We start from the raw sequence: 18,291 nt of genomic DNA, 5'->3' as shown, positions 1-18,291 counted from the left end.
AAAGATTATACCTCTTCTATAGAAGGTTTCTCCCCTATATTAATGTCACTTACTCTCAACTCCCCAGTCATCAACTTAGGCAAAAGCAGGTCTCGGGTTTCACTTATGATCTGTCGTTGATTAAAATGGTTCTTCATCAGCTTTTCGAGCGGAGATACAATATCATTGAATTGTTTAATGAGTTTTGAAGGAGGTACTATAATAGGGAATTCAGCTATGTCTGATGAGTTGATAGAGTTGAACGTAGTACCAGTTTTGTATATGTCCCACCTCCGTTTGTTGAGTTTTAATAGATGATAAAGGAAATAGTTTTGATGGTCTTTCATAGTGAGAGCTGCCACTCCTCTTCCGATACAACATTTAGTTTCTGAACAATTGATATCTCCTACTGGCGCACGAACGCTTAAAAGAACTTGATCTTCTTCTGCAATTTTCACTGGTTCTGAACAATACTTTTCGACTTCTGGGTATTTCAGGCCGAAATTCTTACTACCTTGAAAGAACGGGAGCCCGTCCCCTTCTGTATTATAATACTCAGATTTTGGTGAACTGCCCATATTAATATCTGCTAATCCAGACAGAGTGCTAACCCGGAACGATTTTGGAATATCTCCAAACTCTTCAGTTTCCTTAAATTCAATTTCTTCGTTGAATTCAAGAAATTTAGATGTGAAAATTGATTGGGTGATCTGTTCTATAATTCGGTCTGCTTTTTGACTTGACTCGATCTTTGAGTCTAATTGATCGAAAAGATTAACGATCTGCTGCTGCTCTCGTTTTGGGGGCAGCTTTATTTCAATATTATCGAAGACATCTGTAGATATCCTCTGTCTCCTTGCGGTGGTTCCATTTCTCCATTTGTAAGCTTTTCTACGAATATCTGGCCTTCGGACCGTATAATATATGAATTTTGGAAGGATTTTGTCCGTTGCTCTGAGAACCACAAATTCTGTAGATCCAAAAGAAACTTCATGATCGTCAAGGATATCAACAAATGCTGTTTTTCCGTTTTCAAGACACCTAGACATTTTTGGGAAAAGAGTATCTCCGTTAATAAACCTCGGAGCAGAATATTTGTAATTTTTCTTCTCAGTTAATTGGATTTTTCTTTCATATTCATTGAGACTGCCCATTGCGACGTATGTTTGAAGTTCCCCCTTTTTGAGATTAGGATAGTCGTTGATCGTGATGATATCTGATAGTCGAACTGTCTCCCAGTCCGACTGAAAGCCATCGATCTCAGTTTGAGTCGTCAAAATCCCACCTCGTCAAGACTTGCCTCTATTCTCTTTCTCAATTCGGCCTCTTCGTCTAATGACATCCGTAATTCTTCAGATAGCGCATCCATGCGTTCCTCAAATGGTATATCCGGTCTTCCAATTCCGCCTTCAATTCCCACATAACGTCCAGGCGCTAGAATATAGTCTTGTGACTGTATTTCCTTACGAGTCGCGATTTTACAAAATCCGGGCTCATCCTCATATTCATCTGCCTCTGGTTCTCCACGATAAGACCGCACTTTCTCTGCAATTTCTGTAATATGGTCCTTATCCAAGGTCTTATGGGTCTTGTCGACTTTTAAAAACATCTCACGAGCATCTATAAATAAGGATTCATCCTTTCGATTACGCTGGGATTCAGTGTGTTTTCCTTTGCCCTTGGATAAGATCCAGAGCGAAACTGGAATTTCCGTAGTGTAAAATAGCCGATTAGGTAATGCTATAATAGTATCTACCAAATCATCTTCAATAATCTTTTCCCGTATATCTCCTTCTTCTCCTTTAACTGCGAGAGCCCCATTAGACATCACTGTACCACAGATACCTCCGTCATTCAGATGGTGTATCATGTGTTGAATGAAAGCAAAATTACCACTGCTGTTAGGAGGTACACCATATTTGAACCTAGGGTCATCACTTGCAACTGCGTCTCTCCCCCAGCCATCCATGTTGAATGGGGGATTTGCGATTATGTAGTCTGCATCTAGCCCTTGATGTTGATCATCTCGAATACTATCACCTAGCTTTATGTTCCCGTCAAGCCCTCGGAGATACAGATTCATTTTACTGATTCGCCAAGTCGATTCTTTGATTTCTTGGCCATAGATTGAAATTTGATCAGTGTCTCCTCCGTGGCTTTGTAGGAATTTGTGGCTCTGTACGAACATCCCTCCAGAGCCGCAGAACGGATCAAAAATCCGGCCTTCGTAGGGTTCAAGGATTTCAACAAGAAGTTCGACTACACTTTTAGGGGTGTAGAATTCCCCTCCTTTTTGCCCGCTTTCCATAGCGAACTTTTTAATAAAAAATTCATAGACACGTCCAAAGATATCTTCGTCTTCTTTTTTGTCTCCGTTTTCGTCACGCTCATCCATCTCGAGATCTGCGAAGAGATTAATTAGGCCCTCTAGAGAGTCATGGGGCAGTGTGGAGCGGGAGTATCCTTTGGGGAGCATTCCTTTGAGCCGAGGGTTTTCCTCTTCAACCGCTCGCATTGCTTCGTCGATTTGCTGCCCAATCTGTGGATCAGTAGCATTGTCGACTAAGTACTGCCAGCGAGCTTCTTCAGGAATGTAAAAAACGGTTTCACTGGTATATTCGTCTTTATCGGTTAGAATGTACTCTCGCTCTTCTTCATCGTCTCCAACGTAGTATCGTGAGTCTGGATCACGGGTTTTCTCTTCTAGTTTTTGTCGGCGCTCTTCGAACGCCTCAGACATTTTTTTGAGGAACAGGAGGCCGAGAGTGTAGTCTTTGTATTCGGAGGGGTCAACAGGACCTCGTAGTTTTGTAGCGGTTTCCCAGAGTTTTCGTTCAAGTTCGCCGTTAGAAGTTCCCGCGATAGACATAGGGAAGACTGTTGATCAAGGCCTGTTAAAAGTTGTGTTAGATGGCTCTTCAAATCGTATCTCGAGAAGACAGAGCATGAACCAGAGCAATTTCCTGGTCTAATTTATCGCCCGTATTCTCGAGATTGTGTAGTTTTGATCTTCGCTACTGGACGAGTTGTTCTCACTGGGGCAAAGGATCTACACACTGCAGAAGTTACTTTCGAGGAGCACCAACAGGAACTCTCGGATTTAATCTAACCAACCACATTATAAATGATGTACGATAGCGCCTCATTCTATCCCTAAATATAGACATAGTTCGTTAGTATTATTAGATGCTATTAACCTCACTAGATCATATTGACAGACAATCTGGTCAAATTAGATGCAGTATCGGTCGTGCACGTACCGAAACATGACGAGATCAGCCATATCTGTACCTTAGATTCATCTAACCTCGAAGACAGTGAAAATGAAGACATACGCAGTTTATCTGAAGGTGTCGTTTCAAACATTATCGAAGACAAACGGTACGGAGATGCCCGTAGTTCGCCGAATTACGGTGGATCAAAAAGTGCTCGAATACAGGATATCGGAGACGACCTCGATCAGGAGAAAGAAAAAGCCATTGAGTGTATAAAGCGGGTTCGAACTGCGGAGGAGATGGCTGCAGACGCAAAAGCCCTAGGCCGTCTGTATAAAAAGCAGAGTCAATCTCGAGGAGATGCACTCGTTGTTGCATCCTATCGATACGAAGGGATAGATTGTGCAGCTATACTCAAGATACCTTACAAAGAGGAGGTTTATCAGACCGGGGAAGATGACGTTACTGCTGCAGAGAGGATCATCGAGAAGGACGTAGATAAGAGCTTAATCTACCCAGCAATCGAACCGAGTAACGGTGATGCGAACGAGGAATCGATAAAAAGCTATCAGGCTAATACTTCGAAACCATCTCAATATTGGCAGGATTTTGCAGGGCTAAAACGGAGCCTCACACCGGATGAAGAACTCTTCGAGCAGGTATCTCGAGGGGAAGAACCATTTGTAGAATCGGAGACTATCGACGACCTCCAAGATCGGCGGGATGACCTTCACACACAACTATTAAATGGAAATGTAAAGGTCTCTATTGGAGAAATCGAATTCCGTACTGAGTTAAAGAACATACTTGATCCGGAGCAATTCTCGATCGAAAGAGATGGGAACTCTACCCGTATAATCCTCCAAGGTCAACGAGCGAAGGTAGTATCAAAACAAGGACGAAAAGAGACGTCGATCGTCAGCGATAGACGAGGATAAATAATCGATGTGCTCTTCTCTTGTCCAAAAACCCGCTCTTGGTCTTCTTCAAGAAGTTGAATTGTTTTCAGATTCTATAGGATGTTCTATTCAAGAAGACTTTAACTATATCACTATTGATTCAGGAATCAGTCAAAATTCACCTATTGAGGATAGAGTCAAATCATTGACCGAGTATGTACAGCGAGAATCTACATACCTTCGCGGTCGGATGAAAATCACCGTATCCTATGATTCCAGGCGCGATTATCTCCTTCTAATAGGAGAAGGTATTGATATATCTGACTACTTTGAAACTTTCTATGAGATACTCCGAGAGGATGGGGTCACTTTTGGGGAGGATTTATTGGCTAATAAGATTGAAGAATGCCGACTCATGATTCGAGGTCCCGATGAGAGAACACATGATGGGATCGCTAAGCTAGTTACCATCCTTTCTCAGAGTGAAGATTGCGAGGTAGACATATCGCTACAAATTTCGAAGGAAACTATCGCTACCGAATCTTTAGCGAATACAGAACTCAATGGAACTTCGACTGAAGACTACTCTCCGCAGTTTTGGACATCACTGGATACATTAGAAGAATGTATTCGTCAGAACGGGATGAGTCGATATCTAGAGGAATTTAAAGCAAAGCAGCAACCAGTGCTATTCCTTAAGGACCTTCCAGAGAATCATCCGAGCCCAGAACTTCTCTCGGTTTTCACTATCGAAAACCCTGGTGAACTAACGCAGGGGGAACTCGAGCGCTACCGAAGTAAAACCGAGACAATGGGTGAATTTTCCGCTTTTGGAGAGGGTACCCGTGCGATTCCACCTGCTGCTTTTACGTCGACTAGCGAGCACGGTGCCCTTACTATCCCGTTTGTTTATGCGCTCTTCTCGCTTCTTTCAGACCGGATAGAATCCGTTCCAGAAGAAGCAAATACATTTGATTTTGTTGTCAAGGGATCCTCAGCGACGATTTCCGGTCCCGTTGATGTAGGGGAAATTTGTACCGATATAGAGGCAGTGGATGATCTCAAAGAGTTTTATGACGCTATCTCGATCCACGAAGACCAAGAGACGTTTATCGATCTCTGGCAGCGGAGTCTTACACATCACTGTGATAGTTTTGGCGAATTACCTGCACAAGTAGATGATATTGTTGACCATTATCGGACCTTTGAGGAAGAACTCGTTGATTCTAAGCTTCAAGATCTTAGTAATGCAATTCGAGATGTACATACGTTTATGAATGATCTTGTAAATCAAGTGACAACTGCTTCAGCAAACCTCTCTAACGAATTACAACGCTTAACACTGACTGTCGCAATCGCTTTACTTGCTAATTTCTTCCTGATTGCGAGTCAGAATTCATTAGATATTGTTCTCGGCCTTTCGTATGCACTTGTTGGATTGCTCATTTTAGCATATCTTCCGATCGTAGAAGAACGGGTCGATGAGTTGAACACACTTCGAAGGTACACGAGAGAGGATTTCGACGCATACCGTTCGATTGTTCGAGAATACGCAGGAGAAGCACTCAATATCTCTGATTTGGATGATCGCCGCGAAGAATATAATAAGCACGTGTATCGCCGAGTATGTGATGCACAACGCCGCCTTCGAAGAACATTAGCAATACTGGTTTTTGTTGGCCTTCTGATCTCTGCCTATACGACATATATTATAACCACAACTGACTCATCAGTTCCTGAAGCGAGCCATCTATATTTATTTATTAGTCAAGTAGGCCTGTTTGGGTTATATTTCATGCTCACATATCGTTCTCAGTCTCAAGAACGGTTATACTATACCTTTGATCCACCACAATTTGAAGAAACTACGGATATCGAAGATGTGGAGCAAGATAGAGAAAGTGAAGCAGATGTCGTGAGTATGTATAATCGATTAAATAACAAAAATAATGCTAATTTCCCATTGAGTTTGACGCCAACACAACTGTTACTCGTTGCATCTATTTTAGCCATGATATTGTCTGCCACTTCAGCAGGTAGTTTACTTGAATTGATATAGTTCTGAGTCAATGACTAAACAAGCTGAATAAATTCTTTCAGATACTAAAGGTGGAAATCATGAAAGGAAGCAATAGGAATTCAGAAGGCCCCTTTGATTCACCTGGTTCGAGGCGAGACTTAGAGAAGATCGTCCGTCGTTTCTGCCGTACGAAACGATCCCAGATCCGTATAGCGTAGACCATATGGAACACGAGTTTCTAGCGGAATCGGATCGGATAACTCATAGAGAGAGCCAGGTTCGAAAATGACGACGCATTTGCTACTGTCGAAGTTTGCTTGATCACCGACATACGACTCGAGAGAACGCATCGATTCCTCAAAATTCTATTCGGATCCGAGTGGAGGGAGGGGGCCCAATCGAAATTACCCCTCTAATGAGTTCGACAACGACGGAGGTGATTTAATTGTTGATCGAGCAGGGACCTTGCTTGAGCAAGTTTACGCAAGTAGAGCTTTGATACAAGATTCTTCTAAGGCTAGTTTGCAGATTTCAATTCTGTTATTCGGTATAATTGTGGCATCTCTATCATTATTCCGTCAGGAAATTGAAACGGGCCTTGTTGATGTCCAGAATCCACTGATCTGGGGTGGGTTGTTGATCGCGACTGGAGTTATTCTAGCCACATTCGTCTTTATCCACACGACTGTAAGTCCCCAGCCATATGCAAGTATATTAGCTGAACGACAAAACAGGCTGAATGAAAAATTACCAGATATTAGCGATGAGGATGATCAGCATTTCATAGCCGAGTTTTCCGAGTTGTATCACAACGTCGTGAACCGGATCGGTGTAGGAAACAGAATCCTGGGTGGAGTAGTTGGCGCTTCAGTTGGGTTCTCTTTGGGAGGAGTATTCTTGAGCTCGTTATCCGTCATCTCCCAGATTGGTATGGAGAGAACTATTACTAGCTGGGCAATTGTCGGAATAACGATCGTGGTGATTATTCTAACTGTGTATGGGTTCATTTTCGCCTATAACGGAGTGAGTGATTTTAAGCGAGAGTGGATGTTAGAAAAATAATGGTTGGAGTGAATCTTATAATTTGATTTATACTTTGAAAACGCACGACAGACTCGCTAATTACATTCACTGTGAATAGATTCCGAGTTGTGAGTGCAGTGGCCCCAATTTTCGCGGTCAAACCATAGGATGTGGCGATTTATCTGGGCCGTGGTATCTAGAGGCTCCGGTCATTTCTGGATTCAGCACTACGAGACCTCGCCTCAGATAACCAAATAACGGTTCCGTTGAAGCAGGTCTATATCCCTTCGGAGGATCCGCCACTTGAAAATTAAATATGGCCAAGTAGTAGTTCGTCTTAACCAGTCCGGTTGTTCGTTTCGGAACGATAATTAAGTCATCCAGAGGGCATACAGATATGTCGTCATCGATTGCTGTGAGCGAACAACCATGGATGCAAGTTCTTGAGGCGTTATATGAAAATGAACTGACCATTGAAGCGTATGGGCCAAAAATTTCGATTCAACCCGACGCCGAGGTATTCGATACTACGGAATTGAACGAGGAACAAGTCGCATCCGAAATAAAATATCTCCTAGATGCTGAGCTCATCACCTGGATTGACACGGATGAGATGGCAACGGAATTCAAGCAGCATCGCCTTACAAAAGAGGGGCTTCAGATGATTCATGAGCAAAAGCAGGCCGAGCGACAACTTGAGTGGCGGAAAGAGAGTGCATATAGCAATCAGATGTTGACAATCGCTACAATTGTTCTCGCGGTTACCGCTATTTTCCAAGCAATCCCTATCCTACTCGATGTCCTATCCTCAAATCAATGGGTGTTGCTTGGCCTCTATGGCATCGTGCTAGGGGTGGGTACGGTGGTAGCATATCGTATTCACCCACGTCGAGAGTGACTCAATAACGGAACGAGAAAGCTCTATAAACGCGCTAAACACATTCACTATGGATAGATTGTGAGTCGTGAGTGCCGAGGCCATCGATTTACCCGTACTGAACTCTGCGTCCACAATACGATACCGTCCGGTAATGCCAGTAAATAGTCTCAGAAATTCGATGAATATGGCATTTGATCGATCGAGTCCTGTGTGAGAAAGACAGAAGCAGCGCCCAGTTAGTGTGCTCTGTACTAGGTTTATCTCTCCTGGCGTAGTGGGATTTGTATCTCAGATAGTGGAAATTTTTCGTGGGAGTACAAGATCATCAGACCGGAGCGAGGCGTCGCGCTGAAAGAGGCCGGGGATCCGGAAATGACGTTGAACGAATTTGGAACGCACGGGTGGAAGCTTACCGAAACAATCGACTACGTCGGCGGTGGGACGAAGTATCTGGTATTCAAGCGTCGACGGGGTGTGACGAGTGAGTGATCGCTCGAGAGGGACAGCTGATACGATGCGTGATCGGGCCAACGAAAGTTCGCTGAAAATATGGCTTCTGTTGGTCGCAAACCGACTACTCGTCACGATGTTCCTCGCGGGTATCGTCTTCGCCGTGTTCGTACTGATCGGCTCGATTAACCCGGCCGTCGCCGTGCTTCTCGAGGAGCGCAGCGTTATCGAAAGCATCTTCGGAACGATGATCAGCGCGTTGATCTTGGGGGTGACGCTCGTCGTCGCAATCAATCAGCTGATCATCTCGCAGGAAAACGGACCGCTCGGGGACCAACACGAACGAATGAGTAACGCGATGACCGTCCGGGGATTCGTCTCGGAACTCACTGGGAAACCGTTGCCGGCAGAACCGGCCGAATTTTCTCGCGATATCATCATCGCGACCGAATCGAGGGCGGAGACGGTTCGTCGAACGATCGACGCGACCAACGAGCCGGAGCTCGAGTCGGCGGTCGGGGACTTTCTCGACAGTGTACTCGAGAACACCGAACACGTGAAACAAAAACTAGACGGCGCAGAGTTCGGAACGTTCGAAGTGGTGTCTGCGCTCCTGGATTACAACTATTCCTGGAAGATCGTCCAGACCGAACATCTCAAGCACGAATACGCCGATGTATTGAACGACGACCAGCTCACGGCATTGGACGAGTTGAAACAGGCGTTCGTTATATTCGGGCCCGTGCGTGAACATATTAAGACGCTATACTTCCAGTGGCAGTTAATCAACCTGTCACGGCTCATCCTCTACACTGCAGTCCCCGGAATCGTCATATCCACGGTAACGCTGGCGTTCGTCGATTCGACGACGATTACCGGACAGACGATGATGGTCGAAAACCTCGTCTGGGTCATCGGAGCCGCTTTTACACTTTCGCTCGTCCCGTTCCTGCTGTTGACCGTATACATCCTCCGGATCGCCACGGTCGCGAAGCGAACGCTGGCGATCGATCCACTCATCCTCCGGAACGTCTAGGACGGGACACCAGTCGTTCCTGTTCGAGTGCCGAGGCCATTGATTTAGAACACAACCGACGACACACCAGCAGTCGTCTTTGGGCCTAAACATCGTGGATATCGTCATCGCAGTGTTCGAGCGGGCAGCGCAATCGCGAGCCCTAGACAGTTACTCTGTCAGTTCGTACGTCGCGTATGGAAATCGGGATCATCGGCGCGGGTGCGGCGAGTGCGGCCGCAGCGTATGCCATCCAGCAGGAGGCACCGAACGCGCAGTGTACGGTACTCGAGAAATCCGGTGGCGTTTGCGGGCGGGCGGCGACGCGACGCGCGGACGGTCGGTACTACGACTACGGGGCGAACTACCTGAAAGACGACGACGAGCGTGTGATCTCGCTCGTAACTGAACAGCTCGAGACCGACGGACTCACGTCCGTTTCGGGACCGATACACGTCTTCGACGAGGACGGCACGGTCAGCGAAGGGCGCGCAGAGACCGAACGGAAGTTGACCTATCGGACGGGTATTACACAACTCGCAAAACGTCTGTTCGGAGCGACGGACGCGACGGTACACCGGAACACGCGAATCATGGCGATACGCCGTGATGGCGAGCAGTGGAACCTAACCGACGCCGACGGCGACCGGTGGGGACCGTACGATCGGCTCCTTTGCAATCCGCCGGCACCGCAAACTGCGAACCTCCTCCGCGAGGCCGACTGGGAGAGCGAGCGCCGCGACGCGCTCCTCGAGGCCGCCCAAGCGGTCGATTACCGGACCATCCTGACCGCCGTCCTCGGCTTTGAGTTCGAACTCGAGGTCCCCTACTACGCGCTCGTCAATACCGACAAACACCACGAGATCGGCTGGATCGCGAGAGAGGAGTGCAAACCCGGTCACGTTCCCGACGGCGAGTCGGTCCTGATCGTTCAGGCGAACGATTCGTGGTCGGTCGAACGGGATGACGATGATCCGACCGAGACCGTCGCGGAACTGGCTCGACTGACTGCCGACGTCGTCGGCGACGACCGCCTCGAGGAGCCGGTGTGGACGGATTACCATGGATGGCGCTACGCACAACCGGAACGCGGCGTCGACCGGAACGCAGTCGAATCGGCCGAACGCGAGGGGCTGTACTGTCTCGGTGACTGGGTCGCCGGCGAGGGACGGCTCCACGCCGCGCTCCGTAACGGACTCGAAACCGGCGAACGGGTCGCTAACTCTGTTTCGAACGGTAACTGAACGACACCCGCTACGAGACGGACCACCCGAAGCGACAATCGGGACCTACTCGTCACCGCGAGCCGCCTCGAACATGTCGATAGCCGCCTCGCGACGCTCCGCGTGGTCGACGATCGGGTCCGGATACTCCGGTGCGACACTCGCTCGCTCATCGGGCTCGAGGGCAACCCAATCATGGATCGTTTCGGCGGGGACTTCCTCGAGTTCCGGGACGTAGTTTCGGATGTACTCGGTGTCGGGGTCGTGGCGCTCGCCCTGGGTCATCGGGTTGAATATCCGGAAGTACGGTTGTGCGTCGGTGCCGGTTCCGGACGCCCACTGCCAGCCGCCGACGTCGCTTGCGGTGTCGTGATCGGCGAGTTTCTCGCGGAACCAGGCGTACCCTTCACGCCAGTCGAACAGGAGGTCCTTCGTCAGGAACGACGCGACGATCATTCGCAGGCGGTTGTGCATGAACGCCTCGGCTCGAAGCTGGCGCATTCCGGCGTCGACGATCGGATATCCCGTCTTCCCGTCCTTCCAGGCCTGGAGTGCAACAGAATCGGTTCGCCACTGAATCGGGTTCTCGTAGGACCGGTAGTTCGTCCTGACGGTGTTCGGATTCGTGGCGAGTACATGGGCGTAGAACTCTCTCCAGGCGAGTTGGGATTCGAACTCCTCGCAGGATTCGGCCGCCGCTTCGTCCGGTGTCTCCGTTTTCGCACGCTCTACCGCCTCGTACACCGTGCGGATGCCGATGGTCCCCCATTTGAGATGCGGCGAGAGACCGGAGGTGACGTCGGCCGCGGGGTCGTCCCGTTGGTCCGCGTACCGATAGATGGGATCAGCACAGAACGTCTCGAGCCGGCGGCGTGCGGCCTCAATCCCGCCGTCGGGAATATCCGCCTCGGGGTCGTCGAAGCCGAGGGCTTCCTGAGACGGAAGCGAGTTGCCGGAGACCGACGCCAGTTTCTCGCCGTTCGGTGCCGGGACGGGCGAATCCTTCTCGCGATCGCGCCACTTGCGCCAGAAGTACGAGTAGACGGCGTACGTCTCGCCTTGCTGGGTGGTGATTGAGCCGGGTTCGAACAGGATCGCATCGTCGGAGGACGTGGCCTCGAGTCCGGCGTCGGTCAGCGCCTCGCGGACCGCCTCGTCTCGCTCGCTGGCGAGCCCGGAGTAGTCTCGGTTCCACGACACGCGCTCTGCGCCGTGCTCGCGGGCAATCCGCGGCAGTTCGTCTCGGGGATCGCCGATGGGGACGAGGAGGTCGCCGCCACGCTCGCGATACCAGGCCCGGAGTTCCGACAGTGACTCGAGCATGAACGCCACCCTGGGCGGCGAGGCGAACTCGAGGACCGCCGGGTCGAAGACGAACGCGGGTATCACCGAACCCGTTTCCGCCGCGGCGTGAAGCGAGCGGTTGTCCGCGGGTCGAAGGTCTCGGCGGTGCCAATGAACGTTCATGGCGCGGTGGGCCCGCCACGCGGAGTAGTAGTCATCTCGATGACTGCGAGAGGGCCCGGTCGTGTTCCCCCGGACCGAGCTGTGCGTCTGTGGCTCATAGTGTGGCGTCTCCCGCTCGAGAGTTATCGATTGCCCCTAACAACCCAATTCTCGAACGGGACGACGCCGGTTCCATCGCCGAACCCGGTCGACCTCGAGGAGATCTGCTCGAAACTCCACAGGAGCGACTCGCCGATAATTCCGGAATCCTCCAATCCCGGCTCGAGACACTGCTTGAGTGCCAGCGTGGCACTCTCGAACCCACTGTGGCTTGAGTCTCCACGTGACGATCCTCCACGTAACTTCAGTCGGCTTCACGCGTGGCTTCATTCGGCTCCACGCGTAGCTTCAGTCGGATCCCCACTCGGCCTCCTCAACAACTATCCGATCGTGGAGTTGTTTATTCCCAAACGGGAACTAATCGTCGATTTTCTGAATCGAACGCCCTCTCTGTCGATATCAGCTTCGTCGATCGACGAAATCTCGATTGAAAGAATATGAGTTATCCGTGTGGAGTGCAGTCACGAAACTAGCTACTTCCAAAACCATGTCTGGCAAATACGACCTCGTCATCGTCGGCGGCGGTATCAGCGGTGCTTCCTTACTGTACACGACAGCGAAGTTCACCGATATCGATTCCATCGCACTGATCGAGAAAGAGCCCGAAATTGCCGCGATCAACTCTCACGTCACGAACAACTCCCAGACGCTCCACTTCGGAGATATCGAGACGAACTACACGCTCGAGAAGGCCGAGGACGTCAAGGAGGGCGCGGAACTGCTCGCGGGCTACCTCGAGGAGAACGATCCCGACCGCGAGATGCACTCGAAGCGCTCGAAAATGGTGCTCGCCGTCGGCGACGACGAGGTCGAGCAACTCGAGTACCGGTACGACGAGGAAGGCTTCGGCGAACTCTTCCCGAAACTACGCGCAATCGACCGCGAGGAGATCGCCGAGATCGAACCGGCAGTCGTCGAGGGCCGCGATCCGTCGACGGAAATGCTCGCGCTCCAGACGCCGGACGGCTACGTCGTCGACTACGGCGAGACGACTAAGTCGTTCGTCGAAGACGCGAAAGAAGAGGCGAACGTCGACGTCTACACCGGAACGAAGGTCACGGATATCACCCCGACGCTCGACGGATACACCATCGAGACGGACAACGGCCGGTTCGACTGCGAGGCCACCGTCGTCGCCGCGGGATCACACAGTCTCCAGATCGCGAAGGAACTCGGCTACGGCGAGGACAAGGTGTTGCTCCCCATCGCCGGGAGCTTCTTCCTCGCAGACGACCTCCTCAACGGGAAGGTGTACACCCTCCAGATGAAGAAGTTACCCTTCGCCGCGGTCCACGGCGACGCTGACGTCCACGATGACAGCATCACGCGCTTCGGACCGACCGCAAAACTCGTCCCGACGCTCGAGCGTGGCCGAATCTCGACCGTGAAAGACTTCCTCGACGTGTTCGGCCTGAACGCGGCGGCGTTTCTCAGCTACGCCAACATCCTCTCGGATCGCGTCTTGCTTCCGTACGTGCTCCGAAACCTCGTCTACGATCTGCCCGAGGTCGGCCCTCGTCAATTCCTTCCCCACGTCCAGAAGGTCGTCCCGAGCGCCGAACTCGAGGATATCGAACGCGCCAAAGGCTACGGCGGCGTTCGACCGCAGATCGTCGACACGAAGAACAAGTCCTTAGACATGGGCGAGGCGAAAATCGTTGGCGACGACATCGTTTTCAACATCACTCCCTCGCCCGGCGCGTCGACCTGTCTGAAAAACGCCGTGCAGGACACCGAACGGGTGCTCGAGTTCCTCGACGGCGAGTACGAGTTCGACGAGACCGCACTCCGCGAGGAGACGATCGGGAACTTCCCGCGCATTGACGAATCCGATTCAGACGCAGCACCCGAAGCGCGCGCCGATGCGGTTGCGACCGCGGACGACGACGACTGATCGGCTCGACAGACGGGGTGGGCAACAGCCGTTCGGACGCCGAAGCTGATCGACCGAAGGTGATCTACTTCTGATCGATCGCTCGAGTGGCGACGTGACAAGCCAAAATCGGAACCGTACTCCACCGCTGACCAGCGCATCGACGATTTCTGCTCTCGGATACCCGCTCCCATCCAAGCACCGGTCACGCGGATACTGGACCCAGTCATCTCACCAGCGTTAAATGAGCGCACCATCAGTAGACGAAACATGCGAGAGAATCAGACTACCGACCGGGCGCTCAGGACCCACCCGGCGGCGGATATCGAGACGGTCGTCGCCGATCCCGAGGATATCATCGAGGCGTTCACACGAAACCACGAGGAGGAGGGGCTTCGAACACACGTCCTTCGACTCACGCCGCCGTTCGAGGGAGAAGTGCAAGCGGAGCCGTACGGACAGGAGGGGCCAAAGCGGTATCCACCGGACAGGGATCCGGAACCGATCCACCTCGACCCGGCGACGTTCGTCCGAAACGAAGCCGGCGTTCACCCGAACGAAACTCACCTCACGGTCCCGACGCGCGAAGCGGTCCGCGAGCGAGCGACAACAGATCACGACGACGAACTCGACGAGGACGTTCTCGAGGAGGAGTACGAAGCGGCGCTCGAGGAGTGGGAGAGTCAGGTGCGAGACTCGTTGATCACCAGCGTCCGGATCTACTTCGATCACAGGGATGCCGACGAAATCTGGACGAACGCCCGGTACGTCGCCTCGGACGAGTGATACGGCTCCGGACAATTCACTGCCGAGGCCGCGAAGGGGAATTCGGACTCAGTGGCTTTCGACCGCTCGAGGGAAGCCGCGTCTCACGAAACGTCGATATCGAATCGTACACCGTCGAGATTTTACTGTTCGCGATTTCGATTTCCCAGTCGTGGGCCAACACGATCTGCTCGAGGGTCGTCGTTCCTAATCCGGTTCCGTTGTGTCTCTTTCGTCGAAAAGTATGCGTAAACGGCTGGGATCCGATCGATCAGTTACCAGTTTTCGCTCGCCTCTATCGTCCCGTCATCGATTATCTCGTAGCCGTCTCGCGTTATCCGAATCTGGTATCCGACGTACTCGAAGGTCAGTTCGAACGCTGAACCGGAGCCGTTGATCAGACTCTCTATCGGTTCAGGATCGATCGTCTCGTAAATTGGAGGGAGCTGGCTGGGTTCGACTCCCTTCGATTCCGCGACCGCATCGATGAGATCCCAGATACAGTTTGATGTCGTTGTTTGAGTGGAGCGTATCAAATCCATCTACCTACCGAACTCGTGGCCACTGGTCTAAAACTGTCGAAAATTCGCTAAACTTGATCATTGAGTTGAAGCGTCATGGAATTATACCGACATCAGTACCAAAATAGCATAATATATTGACAGTCTCATTGACAGAGAGAAGCCGTAGTTTGTCGAAACGGCAGCCGAATTCAGTCACTCCTATCCCTGAAAATCGACGTCGATGATCCCGAATCGGTACCTAAACGGTCGCCGTCGGTCATGAACAGTCGCCGTCAGTGAATTCGATCGACCGGTCGCGAGCACGAGCGGTCCTCTCGAGGAATGCCAACCCCACAGACACTCCCACTGCTCGAGGGTATCGTGCTGAATATGTGCCGCTAGAGACGGTGAGACGGACGAAACACAGACCATGTCGTTATGGTAATCCAATACGTTCATATGCTGTCAGGAAGACACGAAGATATGAAAGACAGGCCGGACCTCTTCATGGTGGCAGAGGCGTTTGTTTTGGGACTACTCGCCACGGCCGGGATTCTCTACGCGACGTTGGGTAGCCCGCTCGCGGAGTCTTTTCCAGCAATTTCTGGGATGGGAGTAGTGGCCTGGGCGGTCGGTCTCATCGGTGGAACGATACTGCTCGCCGAGTGGCGGCATCTCACAACGGGAGCGCTTCTCGGCGGCGAACTACTGGGGCTTTTCGCCGGTCTCTGGGTGTTCGCGATGGTGGTTGGCTGGAGTTTCGTCATGTTCGCAATCGTTCCCGTCGGGATCACAGCGGTCGTAACCGGCTCGTGGGTCGCCTACGAACGGGAACAACAGTACGGCAACCCTCGAGAGCCGCCGGTTGGGACCTGGCGACACGTGTTCGCGATCCTGATCTTCCTCCCGTCGGTCTTTCTGGGTTTGTTGCTGTTCGCCTGATCGGTTGGTACTATCCGGCCGACTCGGCGAAACTCCTGACGGGCATTTCCGGCGTCAGTCATCACCAGCGATCGCCCCGTTCGATCGGCCGGTAGGCGGGCCTCGAGCGGTCTCGACCGCTCCCTCGAATCCGTCCGCACGCACAGAGAGCGTCAGTGTGTCCAGCGCGTTAGCATACACCGTACAGTGATTCCCGTCGGCGACGGGACGAATTTCGGCGGTGACGAGCCCGGCATCCTCGAGCCGATTTAGCCGACGATAGGCGGTCACTCGAGAGATATCGCAGCGGTCGACGACCTCGGCCGCGGAACGTTTCGTCTCGTCGAGCGACTGGAGGATCTCCCGGGCGTGGTCGTCGGCCAGTAACTCGATCGTCTCGGTGAGGTCGATCGGTTGGGTCGCCGTCGGATCGCCGCGATACGATGTCCGTTGCATGTGCTCCCGGCTGATACTGGAACAGTGATAAACCCCTCCGGGATTTTGGCGGCCGCAAAACGGGAGGAAGAGGGGGCGAGCGGTCGCCTCGAGACTCAAAGGGGGTTGCGGATCCATTCGAACCGGAGGGTCTCGAGGACATGGTTCGATCACGCCAAGACGCGGTGTATCGCCGTGTCTCAAAACCGTCCCATCCGAAGCGTTCGGCGCTATCGGAGAGGGAACGTCCGAAACCTATTATATGATTCACACGTCAATACAACACGATGATTTCCCGCCGAAATCGTGCGATTCTCGAGTTGCTCGCGAGCCTGTTCGCACTCGCGATATCGATCCGTCCCCTGCTGGAGCGTCGCGAAAACGGCGACCGAATCGAAGACGGGCCGACCCCAGGGACGAGCGACGCGGCGATGCAACCACGGGACTCGAGTGTGCCGACTCGAGACCCGGACCACCAACGGCCGGGAAACGCGTTCGTGGCAGGCGTCGCGGAGGGAACCCCCGACGGTCCCCTCTCACCCCGATGGTTTCTGTACGGGTTCGCAACTGCAGTCGGCTATCGACACCTCTACGATCACGACGTGGGGTCGATCCGACAGTCTCGAGCCCGACGGATCGGGTTCGGGGCGCTCGAGGTGCTTTCCGGTCTTCTCCTGGCGCGCTACGACGAAAACGCGTCCCACAGCTTCGGCGTCGGTAGCTGTGCTGGAGCGGCTGTCTACCGCGTAAAATACGGGCTTCTCAACGAACCGCCTGGGGAGTAAGGGGTGCTCGAGATGTGTGATGAATTAAATGAGGAGAGCGAGGAGTTTGATATGGATGTCTTCTAACGCTCAGATCGGGGAACTCATCGTCGGCGCGTACCACAAACTCATCACCGACGCAGAGGTGGTCAGCTACAACTCGAGGTCGAAAGAACAGGGCGATCAACTCGAGATCGATGTCGTCGCCATCGACTCGAACAACGGGACACAGACCGTCTACGCTTGTGAAGTAATTACGCATCTGAACGGCTCGGCGTACTCCGGGACGCCAGATACCGATAAATGGGAAGACTACGGAAACGATAGCTACCAGCACTCACTCGAGAAACTCGAGACCAAGTTCCAGTCGGACCACGACTACGTCACTCGAGTCTTCAACGATGCCGACGAGTACGCGTTCCAACTCTGGGCACCCTACATCTCGGACGGGCATCTCACCGACGGATTCGAAAGGTTGACTGCTGATTTCGAGGAAAAGAACGACGAGTCGATCGAATTCGTGATCAACGAAACGTACACCGAACGAGTCGAAGAACTACGAGCACTCGCGGCAGAAGACACAAAAGGGTACGGAGAACCCGCGTTCCGGTTTTTGCAGATTCTCGAGCAGTTGCGGTAGTTACGTCTGTAGAACGTTATTCGCAGGAACGTACTTGCTCGAGTTGGACGTGGTTTGTTCTGGAATCGTGTACAATTGAGTACGGGCAGTAACAGGCTGTTTTTCCAAAGTCACCGCCAC

Annotated in this window: 18 protein-coding genes; 13 read left to right on the top strand and 5 right to left on the bottom strand. The window is 52.0% G+C overall.

The genetic code is table 11. From position 1 onward, the window contains the following. Positions 1 to 5: 5 nt before the first annotated feature. On the bottom strand, positions 6 to 1,256 hold the full coding sequence (locus ACYQ14_RS13040) for a restriction endonuclease subunit S (protein WP_459888847.1): 1,251 nt from the start codon (positions 1,254 to 1,256) through the stop codon (positions 6 to 8). Next, positions 1,253 to 2,848 carry a type I restriction-modification system subunit M gene (locus ACYQ14_RS13035; protein ID WP_459888845.1) on the bottom strand — a complete coding sequence of 532 codons (1,596 nt, stop codon included), beginning with the start codon at positions 2,846 to 2,848 and terminating at the stop codon, positions 1,253 to 1,255. The genes ACYQ14_RS13040 and ACYQ14_RS13035 overlap by 4 nt, the downstream gene beginning before the upstream one ends. Before the next feature lie 102 nt (positions 2,849 to 2,950). Between ACYQ14_RS13035 and ACYQ14_RS13030 the strand changes: the two genes are divergently transcribed. The 8 genes from ACYQ14_RS13030 (at position 2,951) to ACYQ14_RS12995 (ending at position 10,725) form a co-directional block, all read left to right on the top strand. Further along, positions 2,951 to 3,088: a hypothetical protein gene (locus ACYQ14_RS13030; protein ID WP_459890072.1), complete on the top strand. Its 138-nt coding sequence runs from the start codon at positions 2,951 to 2,953 to the stop codon at positions 3,086 to 3,088. Between the two features lie 102 nt (positions 3,089 to 3,190). Beyond that, positions 3,191 to 4,132 (top strand): hypothetical protein, encoded by a 942-nt coding sequence (locus ACYQ14_RS13025; RefSeq protein ID WP_459888843.1) that lies wholly within the window; start codon positions 3,191 to 3,193, stop codon positions 4,130 to 4,132. Between the two features lie 7 nt (positions 4,133 to 4,139). Continuing rightward, positions 4,140 to 6,152, top strand: coding sequence for a hypothetical protein (locus tag ACYQ14_RS13020; RefSeq protein ID WP_459888841.1), 2,013 nt, complete (start codon positions 4,140 to 4,142; stop codon positions 6,150 to 6,152). Positions 6,153 to 6,578: 426 nt separating this feature from the next. Beyond that, positions 6,579 to 7,175: a hypothetical protein gene (locus ACYQ14_RS13015; RefSeq protein ID WP_459888839.1), complete on the top strand. Its 597-nt coding sequence runs from the start codon at positions 6,579 to 6,581 to the stop codon at positions 7,173 to 7,175. A 358-nt stretch (positions 7,176 to 7,533) separates the two neighbouring features. Further along, complete coding sequence (locus ACYQ14_RS13010) at positions 7,534 to 8,034, top strand: hypothetical protein (RefSeq protein WP_459888837.1); 501 nt, start codon at positions 7,534 to 7,536, stop codon at positions 8,032 to 8,034. Positions 8,035 to 8,301: 267 nt separating this feature from the next. After that, the gene (locus ACYQ14_RS13005) at positions 8,302 to 8,505 is read left to right on the top strand and encodes a hypothetical protein (RefSeq protein WP_459890070.1); all 204 of its coding nucleotides are present in this window, start codon (positions 8,302 to 8,304) and stop codon (positions 8,503 to 8,505) included. Continuing rightward, positions 8,498 to 9,502, top strand: coding sequence for a DUF7972 family membrane protein (locus ACYQ14_RS13000; protein WP_488193330.1), 1,005 nt, complete (start codon positions 8,498 to 8,500; stop codon positions 9,500 to 9,502). Before ACYQ14_RS13005 ends, ACYQ14_RS13000 begins: the two co-directional genes overlap by 8 nt. A 176-nt stretch (positions 9,503 to 9,678) precedes the next feature. After that, positions 9,679 to 10,725 carry an NAD(P)/FAD-dependent oxidoreductase gene (locus tag ACYQ14_RS12995; protein ID WP_459888833.1) on the top strand — a complete coding sequence of 349 codons (1,047 nt, stop codon included), beginning with the start codon at positions 9,679 to 9,681 and terminating at the stop codon, positions 10,723 to 10,725. A gap of 45 nt (positions 10,726 to 10,770) precedes the next feature. On the opposite strand, the gene ACYQ14_RS12990 is transcribed toward ACYQ14_RS12995, so the two are convergent. Beyond that, complete coding sequence (locus ACYQ14_RS12990) at positions 10,771 to 12,171, bottom strand: cryptochrome/photolyase family protein (RefSeq protein WP_459888831.1); 1,401 nt, start codon at positions 12,169 to 12,171, stop codon at positions 10,771 to 10,773. 586 nt (positions 12,172 to 12,757) lie between these two features. On the opposite strand from ACYQ14_RS12990, the gene ACYQ14_RS12985 reads away from it, so the two are divergent. Together ACYQ14_RS12985 and ACYQ14_RS12980 are read left to right on the top strand one after the other, a co-directional pair. Next, on the top strand, positions 12,758 to 14,164 hold the full coding sequence (locus ACYQ14_RS12985) for an FAD-dependent oxidoreductase (RefSeq protein WP_459888829.1): 1,407 nt from the start codon (positions 12,758 to 12,760) through the stop codon (positions 14,162 to 14,164). A gap of 249 nt (positions 14,165 to 14,413) precedes the next feature. Then, entirely contained in the window at positions 14,414 to 14,929 is a 516-nt protein-coding gene (locus ACYQ14_RS12980) for a DUF8009 family protein (protein ID WP_459888827.1), read from the top strand. A 254-nt stretch (positions 14,930 to 15,183) separates the two neighbouring features. On the opposite strand, the gene ACYQ14_RS12975 is transcribed toward ACYQ14_RS12980, so the two are convergent. Beyond that, entirely contained in the window at positions 15,184 to 15,450 is a 267-nt protein-coding gene (locus ACYQ14_RS12975; RefSeq protein WP_283836147.1) for a HalOD1 output domain-containing protein, read from the bottom strand. A gap of 444 nt (positions 15,451 to 15,894) precedes the next feature. Here ACYQ14_RS12975 and ACYQ14_RS12970 point away from each other — a divergent pair, with 444 nt between their 5' ends. Further along, complete coding sequence (locus ACYQ14_RS12970) at positions 15,895 to 16,353, top strand: hypothetical protein (protein ID WP_459888825.1); 459 nt, start codon at positions 15,895 to 15,897, stop codon at positions 16,351 to 16,353. A 54-nt stretch (positions 16,354 to 16,407) separates the two neighbouring features. On the opposite strand, the gene ACYQ14_RS12965 is transcribed toward ACYQ14_RS12970, so the two are convergent. Further along, entirely contained in the window at positions 16,408 to 16,788 is a 381-nt protein-coding gene (locus ACYQ14_RS12965) for an ArsR/SmtB family transcription factor (protein ID WP_459888823.1), read from the bottom strand. 266 nt (positions 16,789 to 17,054) lie between these two features. Between ACYQ14_RS12965 and ACYQ14_RS12960 the strand changes: the two genes are divergently transcribed. Together ACYQ14_RS12960 and ACYQ14_RS12955 are read left to right on the top strand one after the other, a co-directional pair. Then, positions 17,055 to 17,552: a DUF8097 family protein gene (locus ACYQ14_RS12960; protein WP_459888821.1), complete on the top strand. Its 498-nt coding sequence runs from the start codon at positions 17,055 to 17,057 to the stop codon at positions 17,550 to 17,552. A gap of 55 nt (positions 17,553 to 17,607) precedes the next feature. Next, on the top strand, positions 17,608 to 18,171 hold the full coding sequence (locus ACYQ14_RS12955; protein ID WP_459888819.1) for a hypothetical protein: 564 nt from the start codon (positions 17,608 to 17,610) through the stop codon (positions 18,169 to 18,171). Positions 18,172 to 18,291: the final 120 nt, after the last annotated feature.

The sequence above is a fragment of the Halostagnicola bangensis genome (assembly GCF_054653435.1).
Note: the sequence above shows the minus strand (reverse complement) of the source record. Positions and strands in the feature narration are given on the sequence as shown.